Origin of the sequence: Pinirhizobacter sp., from assembly GCF_035317885.1 — a bacterium.
In the GTDB taxonomy this organism is placed as follows: Bacteria; Pseudomonadota; Gammaproteobacteria; order Xanthomonadales; family Rhodanobacteraceae; genus Pinirhizobacter.
The window spans coordinates 1-6,677 of sequence record NZ_DATHFX010000163.1 but is presented as its reverse complement, the minus strand read 5'-3'; the positions used below and the strand labels follow the sequence as shown (position 1 = coordinate 6,677).

The 6,677-nt window shown below is 61.6% G+C and carries 7 protein-coding genes; all 7 read right to left on the bottom strand.

Annotated features, from left to right (window positions below; genetic code table 11):
* Positions 1–137 precede the first annotated feature (137 nt).
* The gene (locus VK519_RS04985) at positions 138–830 is read right to left on the bottom strand and encodes a YoaK family protein (protein ID WP_324348031.1); all 693 of its coding nucleotides are present in this window, start codon (positions 828–830) and stop codon (positions 138–140) included.
* Entirely contained in the window at positions 824–2,089 is a 1,266-nt protein-coding gene (locus tag VK519_RS04980) for an alginate export family protein (protein WP_324348030.1), read from the bottom strand. Before VK519_RS04980 ends, VK519_RS04985 begins: the two co-directional genes overlap by 7 nt.
* A gap of 148 nt (positions 2,090–2,237) precedes the next feature.
* Positions 2,238–3,086 carry a glyoxalase gene (locus VK519_RS04975; RefSeq protein WP_324348029.1) on the bottom strand — a complete coding sequence of 283 codons (849 nt, stop codon included), beginning with the start codon at positions 3,084–3,086 and terminating at the stop codon, positions 2,238–2,240.
* 76 nt (positions 3,087–3,162) lie between these two features.
* Positions 3,163–3,579 carry a DoxX family protein gene (locus tag VK519_RS04970; protein WP_324348028.1) on the bottom strand — a complete coding sequence of 139 codons (417 nt, stop codon included), beginning with the start codon at positions 3,577–3,579 and terminating at the stop codon, positions 3,163–3,165.
* Between the two features lie 2 nt (positions 3,580–3,581).
* Positions 3,582–5,462: an amidohydrolase gene (locus tag VK519_RS04965; protein ID WP_324348027.1), complete on the bottom strand. Its 1,881-nt coding sequence runs from the start codon at positions 5,460–5,462 to the stop codon at positions 3,582–3,584.
* Positions 5,459–5,719, bottom strand: a complete 261-nt coding sequence (locus VK519_RS04960; protein ID WP_324348026.1) for a DUF1427 family protein — start codon at positions 5,717–5,719, stop codon at positions 5,459–5,461. The genes VK519_RS04965 and VK519_RS04960 overlap by 4 nt, the downstream gene beginning before the upstream one ends.
* Positions 5,720–5,773: 54 nt before the next feature.
* Entirely contained in the window at positions 5,774–6,427 is a 654-nt protein-coding gene (locus VK519_RS04955; protein ID WP_324348025.1) for a hydrolase, read from the bottom strand.
* Between the last annotated feature and the right edge of the window lie 250 nt (positions 6,428–6,677).

The window sequence follows — 6,677 nt, the reverse complement described above, 5'->3', positions numbered from 1 at the left end:
GCAATCGACGGCACGCCGATCGCTGCCAATGCGGGGCAGGCGAGCAAGACGAGAAAACGTGTCATTGCACGGCGGATGAACTGCATACCCCACGACCCTCGAGACGACACACATCTTGTTTTACTCTCACACGGCAATCATGTGCCTTTACCGCATTGGAGGTAGGCCAAGAGTACTAGCAGGGGAGGCAAGGCAAAGCACCAGACGCCCGTGGTGGCGTAAAGCAACGCACCCAGCGCGCAGCCCACTGCGAAGACCAGAACGGCTTGGCCCATACGGGCCAGGCGGCCGGTGATGACAGCGCGTTGCTCCCCGCGGGTTCCATGAACCAGATCGGCCAGGTCCAGCATGATCTGGGTGGTGGTGCCGGTCATGATGGTGGTGGGCGGCGCACTGCCCATATGCACGCGCTGCACGCCATTCTGTACCGCCATGCCCACCACAAGAAGGAGCCCGGTTGTCATGGTTGCCCAGTCGTCCTCGCGGGAAAACGAGCCATGGTAAATGGCCACCGCTCCCGCCATGCCCAGCAGCACTACTTGTAAGCCAAGGAACGCCTTGAGCACCTGCCAACCGCGTTCGACCAGGCGATAGTGCAACAGCCTGAAGACGAGTAAGGCCACGCAAAAGGTCGGCAGTGCCAATAACTTGGTGACGACGCCGGCAGTCCCGAACACGATCGCCGCCCCAATGGTGACGAAATTACCGGTAACGTGAGCAGTGAATAGCCCGTGCAACGCCATGAAGCTCGCGGTGTCGACGTAGCCCGCAGTGAGACCCAGCACGGCTGGAACAAGAAACGGCAGGGGTTTGGGAGTCTCAGTCACCATTGATACTTAAGCTCCGCCCCCAGGTAGTTGGAATTGTGCGCGCCGGCGCGGCGCAAGGCATCACCAACCTCGAAATGCACCATTTCCAGGGCCGCTACGAGGTTGCTATTGATGGCGTAGTCGCCGCGAAGCTGCCCGTAGCTTCCCGTCCGGCGCCCTCCATGACCGGCCGTCCCGGGGATGGGAATATTGGGTTGCGTGTACACCGCATCGGCGGTGGTCTGGCGCCACTGCAGGGCGAGCGCCGCAGTTAGCGTGAGCCGGGTTACCGGCTTGACCGTCACCGACGGCTTGAGATGGATGAAGTTGACGTAGCCGGTATAGCCGGCGAGCGTGAGGTAGTACCCATTGGGGAACAGCGGGTTGAAAGTGCCCAGGGTGTGGTCCGCACCATGGTGGTCGCCCGATGCCGCGTCCAGCTGCAACCCAAGGCGCGGCTGCCAGGACGTCGTGGCGAAGGTATAGCCTGCGCGTGTGCCTATGGCCCAGGCGCGAATGTCGCTGGCGCCGACCGAGCCGCGCTGGAGCATGGTTTCCAGATCCCAGTCCAGGCCGTGGGCGCCGCCGGCGTAGCGGACATCGAGTATGTGGCGTGACTCTCTTCCGCTAGCGTCGATGTAGTGTGCGTTGTCCCGGGAGTACAACGCGTAGTAGGCGGACAACTCCTGCGTACCGAACAGCGGGTGCTCTGCCCGGACCATGTTGAAGCGCAGATGCCGGTCGGAATAGTCGTCGAAATCCTGTGCGTCCCGATACTGCACCGGCTGGCTGACAAAACCGATGACGCGCCAATCCGGGGTTTCCCAGTCCGCCCAAATCGCATCGTATGCCTGGCGTACGTTGGGGCCGTCGCGCAGGGAAACAAAGCGCTGCAAGTCGAACGCGAACTCCTGGCGGCCTACACGGAACTTGAAAGTGTTGTCGCCCATGGTCGTGTTGTAGGCGACAAAGGCCAGGCGCACGTCGGCCGGATTGCGGTCGGCCGGCGTCGTGACCTGCTTGCCATAGTCACGTGCATCTTCCAGCTGGGTGAACAGCTGCCAATGCTTGTCGAGGTGAAGATCGGCATGCACCTGGAGGCGTTGAATGAGATAGCTGTCTGATCGGCTCCCGCCTGTACCGAACGCCACGGCATCGTTGTATTCCATGCGCTCACGAAGATTCATCCCAAACGAGAGATAGCTGTCGGGGTCGCCCTCGGCAAGCGCAATGTATTTCAGCCCATCGCCTGGTCGGTTGCGCAGGGACGGGTTGGCCAATGCCGACCAATTCTCCTGCCAGCGACTGAACATGGGGGTGGGGCGGAGTGGGGCGCTATCCTGCGCGGAAACCGGTGTCGCGCCGAGCAGGCCAAACAGCCCGTACGCGACACCACCGGAAAGGGTGCCGCGTATCGATAGGAACGGTTTACTGTCCGGTTGCCGCATGGATTTCCGCGACATAGCCACCTGGGAACGAAACGATGGCGATTTGTCGCCCGTCGGCGCTATAGGGTTCCACCAGCACAGTGGCGCCGCTGGCTTTGGCCTTGACCAGGGTGTCCGCCAGCTGGGGTACTTCATAGCCGGTCATTTCATGGCCATAAGGCCATGGAAGGTGTCCATCGGTCACCTGCACCGACATCTTGCCGAATGTCGATTCGATACGAATACGGCGAAACGTATCGCCGGACCGGCCGATCTCTACGCCCGGCGCATGCGGATCGTCGGAGATGACCTTGCCATGCGAGAAGGCAAGAAAGCTGCGCACGAAGGCGGCCGAGCGGTCGGGCGAGACATAGACGCGATTCTCCGGCACCGTCTGGAACGCCGCGTAGTTCGGCGGTGTGGTGTGCCAATACAGCTGCATGTTCACGCCGCCCGGCCACTGGATCACCGCATCGCGACCGATCGGGTCGGGAAACGCCGAGACGATAACGTCGGCGCCCGCCGCACGGGCCGCTCGAATCGCCGCGTCCATGTCCTTGACCAGGTAGCCGGTGCGCTCGTCGCCGAATGGACGTGGGATGGGTGTCTTGAAACCGAACAACGACACGGTGCCAACCGGCGTCTGCAGCAGCTGGGTCGTGGTGCTGCTGGGCGTGGGTGTGACCTGGGCAACACCTTGCTTCGTGCTCTGGCCGCCGAAGGTGGCGAGGAAGCTTTGGACAAAGCTGTCGACATCCGCGGGCGCCACATAAACATGGGTGGTGTCGTACTGCGAGCCCACGGCCACGACGGGCGCGGCAGTGGCGTCGCGTGCCTGCGAGGATGTCACGGTCGCGGAAAATGCCAGACTGACACCCCATACGGCCGTCAGTAAGAAAGAGGGTGTACGCATGTCAAACTCCGAATCAGGATGGAGTGAAAGGACCCTTGAAGCGGCGGCCTCGCAAGTCATGCCAGGCTACCAGCAGGAAGCCGCCGACCAGCCCGAGATGCTCAAAAAAAGCATTCTCGACCGGGAAGCGCTGTGCGAGCGGAAGCTCCCAGAAGCGGTTGGCCAGGAAGGTCGCCACCAGGGTGAAGGCCGCCAGTACCAGCGCCGCCGGCCATCGGTAGAAGCCGGCGATGATAAGCACCGAGGCACCCAATTCGATCACGATGGTGAGCGCCGTCACCAGCGTCGGCATCGGCAATCCAAAATGCATCGTTTCGGCAACCGCACCAGGGAAGTCCCATGCCTTGTCGATACCGCCTTGCAGGTACGCCGCGCAAAGCAGCAACAGCGCCACGCGCTGTACCAGTAGCGGAGGACTCCAGGTATGCATGGCTACACCGCCCAACAGGCGCAGCCCAAGGCGCCCCAAAAGGACTTCAGGTCGTCTACCGGCAAGCGGCTGGTCCACGAACTGGCGTGATCGTGACCATGTACTCCGCAGGCGTTCGCGCATCCACAAGCGGGAACGGCAGCGCGCGCAGCACGAGCAGTCTCATCGCCCCACGCCGCGTAGCCTCCGAAACGACGTACCGGTGACCAGTCCGGCATGGCCGGGGGCACCATCACTTCCTGGAGCTCGCTGAAATTGCCGGCGCTGTAGACGATCTTGCCGCCGACCATGGTCAGCTCCGACACGGTATCTGCAATCTCGTGTTCTGCACATGCGAAGAAATCGCGGTCAGGGACGATCAGATCGGCGAGCTGACCCACCTTGATTTGTCCCTTCTTGCCCTCTTCGTTGGAGAACCAGGTGACGTTTTCGGTCCACATGCGCAGCGCCGCCTCGCGATCCAGGCAGTTGCGCTGTGGATACAGGCGTAGCCCTCCCACGGTGCGACCGGTAACCAGCCACGCCAGGGATACCCACGGGTTGTAGGAAGCCACGCGGGTGGCATCGGTACCCGCTGAAACAGGCACGCCGTTGTCGAGAATCTTTGCCACAGGGGGCGTTGCCTCCGCCGCCAGCGATCCGTACCGTTCGACGAAGTATTCGCCCTGATAGGCCATACGGTGCTGCAAGGCAATGCCACCACCGAGTGCCGCGATGCGGTCGATCGAACGATCCGAAATGGTTTCGGCATGGTCGATGAACCAGTGCAGGCCATGCAACGGTGTGTCTTTGTTGACGTGCTCGAAGACATCCAGGGCGCGGCTGATCGTCTCGTCGTACGTGGCATGCATGCGCCAAGGCCAGCGATTCTCCGCCAGGATGCGCACGACGCCTTCAAGGTCATCCTCCATCTGGGCTGGCATTTCCGGGCGAGGCTCGCGGAAGTCCTCGAAGTCGGCCGCGGAATACACCAACATTTCGCCCGCGCCGTTGTGGCGAAAATAATCGTCGCCTTGCTTGTACTTGGAGTGGCGTGTCCAGCTGAGGAAGTCGTCTTTTTCCGCCTGAGGCTTCTGCGTGAACAGGTTGTAGGCCAGGCGAATAGTGAGCTGTCCGTCGTCAGCCAGCTGCTGGATCACTGCATAGTCTTCGGGGTAGTTTTGCGAACCACCGCCGGCGTCAATGGCACCGGTGACACCGAGCCTGTTGAGCTCGCGCATGAAATGACGCGTCGAGTTGAGCTGGTATTCGAACGGGAGCTTGGGGCCGCGAGCCAGCGTGGCATAGAGAATGGCTGCGCTCGGCTTGGCCAGGAGCAGTCCGGTAGGATTGCCCTCGCCATCGTGCACGATCTGTCCGCCTGGTGGCGCGGGCGTATCACGGGTATATCCCACTGCCCGCAGGGCGGCGCCGTTGAGTAGTGCACGATCGTATAGATGGAGCAGGAACACCGGCGTATCAGGCGCTACGGCATTGAGCTCGGCGATGGTGGGTAATCGCTTTTCAGTGAACTGGTGCTCAGTGAAACCGCCTACCACGCGCACCCATTGCGGCGCCGGGGTAATGGCAACCTGCTGCCTGAGCATGTTCATGGCATCGGCGAGCGAGCGAACGCCGTCCCAGCGCAACTCCAGGTTGTAGTTCAGGCCGCCACGGATGATGTGCAGGTGGTTGTCGATCAGACCGGGCAGTACGCAACGACCACCCAGGTCCACCAGGCGCGTACGGGAGGTCGCCAGCGACAGGATGTCCGACTCATCGCCGATCGCGGTGAATACGCCATTGGCGATGGCGACGGCCGTGGCTTGGGGCCTGGCGCGGTCAAGCGTGGTGAATCGGCCGTTGTACAGGATGAGGTCGGGTGGGACCTGTCGATCGCTCATGATTTACCCTCCAGATCGATACTCGCCTTCGGCGACTGATTTGATGCTTGTGGTTCGGCTAGATCGCTGGCCTGGGTGGTCTTGGTACCTTCTTTGAAGAAGAGCTGTTTGACCAGTGGCGGCCCTTGCTCACCCAGGACAATGCCAAGCAGGCCGATAAGGGCGATCAGTGGCGGGGCAGGTGAGCGCACCCTGATGAGGCTGTAGATGCCGCCCACCAACAGGCCAGCAGCAAAGGAAACCAGATAAGACTTCATGTCCGACTCCACCCCTCTTCGGCGGCGACGTGATCCCGCCACCTGTACCTGGCATCAACCTTCGTGTGCTGCGAACATGCTCTTGGCGTAGGTGACACCCAGCCCATACGAACCACCGAACTGCCTGGCGATGCCGGTGGTGCTTTCGTACGTATCGGTACGCGCCCAGTCGCGCTGCAACTCGAGCAGGTATTGAAGGGTAGTCATCGGGCGGGCGCCTGCCTGCACCATGCGCTCGAGGGCGCGGTTGTGCGCTTCGGCGGAGACGTCACCGCAGGCGTCGGCGAGCACATAGATCTCGAAACCCTGATCCAGTGCCGACAGGGCCGGGCCGACGATGCATACCGAAGTCCACAGCCCCGCCAGTACGAGCCGGCTCTTGCCGATCTCGTTGATCTTCTTGATCACCGCCGCATCTTCCCAGGTATTCATCGAGGTGCGGTCCAGAAGCGCCTGACCCGGAAAAGGATCGGTGACTTCGTTGAACATCGGGCCGGAGAATGTCTTTGCCGCCACGGTGGTAAGAATGGTCGGTACTTTGAAGCTGGCCGCTGAGCGCGCTGCAAGGCCGGCGTTGTTGCGCAGGGTGATGGCGTCGATCGAATGGGTCGCGAACGACATCTGCGATTGGAAGTCGATCATGACCAGGGCATGATCGCGCGGTGTCAGCAGGGTCTTGCCGGGAGTGGGGGTGGCAGTGATGGGCATGAAGCGTCTCCTTGTACGTTGGAAGGTGGGAGACGCCGCCGCGGAATCGTTGAGCGCGGGTCGACCCAAGGACTAGCGGTGATACCAATACTTTGTGTGAATGACGTTCGCTAGCCAAGCTCACTTCCGGTAAATCTTTTCTACCCTTTCGTGTCGAAGAGCACTCGTAAAAGAAGAAAGCCCGCTCAAGTGGCGGGCTTTCTCCGTTTCATGGATCTGACTGCGCCTGACTAACGACTCAGCCACTCAG

Bases quoted from the DNA above. Each gene is read 5' to 3' on its own strand.
- VK519_RS04960 (WP_324348026.1), bottom strand. From the start codon at position 5,719: ATGAAGTCTTATCTGGTTTCCTTTGCTGCTGGCCTGTTGGTGGGCGGC.
- VK519_RS04955 (WP_324348025.1), bottom strand. From the start codon at position 6,427: ATGCCCATCACTGCCACCCCCACTCCCGGCAAGACCCTGCTGACACCG.
- VK519_RS04970 (WP_324348028.1), bottom strand. From the start codon at position 3,579: ATGCATACCTGGAGTCCTCCGCTACTGGTACAGCGCGTGGCGCTGTTG.
- VK519_RS04985 (WP_324348031.1), bottom strand. From the start codon at position 830: ATGGTGACTGAGACTCCCAAACCCCTGCCGTTTCTTGTTCCAGCCGTG.
- VK519_RS04965 (WP_324348027.1), bottom strand. From the start codon at position 5,462: ATGAGCGATCGACAGGTCCCACCCGACCTCATCCTGTACAACGGCCGA.